We start from the raw sequence: 739 nt of genomic DNA on the forward strand, positions 1-739 counted from the left end.
CGTGCCGAGCGACAGGATCGCCACCCGGGCCTCCGGGTCCTGGCGGACCATCCGGCCCTTGCCGATCGCCAGCACCTCGCCCCGCTCCGGCAGCTCGACGCCGACGCCCTCGCCGCGCGGGTAGCGCAGCGCGATCGGGCCCGTGTCATGGGCGTGCGCGGTCGCGACCATGTGCACCAGCTCGGCCTCGTCGGCCGCCGCCATCACGGTCATGTTCGGCAAGCAGCACAGGTAGGCCAGGTCGAACGCCCCGGCATGGGTCGCCCCGTCGGCGCCGACCAGCCCGGCCCGGTCCAGGCAGAACCGCACGGGCAGGTTCTGCAGCGCCACGTCGTGCACGACCTGGTCGTAGGCCCGCTGCAGGCGAGACGCCAGACCACGTCCATGGAGCACCGCAAGTGAAGGTTCTGCAGCGCCACGTCGTCGACTACCTGGTCGTAGGCACGCTGCCGGAAGGTCGAGTATAGCGCCACGAACGGCCGGTAGCCCTCCGTCGCCAGCCCACCGGCAAACGTCACCGCTTGCTGCTCGGCGATGCCGACGTCGAAGGTCTTGTCCGGATGGGCATTGCCGAACAGGTCGATGCCGGTGCCGCCGTGCATCGCCGCGGTGATCGCCACGACCATGTCGTCGGCATCCGCCGCCTTGATCAGGCTCTCGCCGAACACCCTTGTATAGGCCGGGGCGTTGGGCTTGGCCTTGGCCTGCACGCCCGAGACCACGTCGAACTTGACCACGC

General features: G+C 70.2%; 1 pseudogene. It reads right to left on the minus strand.

Annotated elements, in window-relative coordinates:
* Window positions 1-739, minus strand: a pseudogene (locus MKK65_RS14930) (hypothetical protein); the annotation flags it as partial.

The organism is Methylobacterium sp. J-001 (assembly GCF_022829565.1).
Taxonomy (GTDB): domain Bacteria; phylum Pseudomonadota; class Alphaproteobacteria; order Rhizobiales; family Beijerinckiaceae; genus Methylobacterium.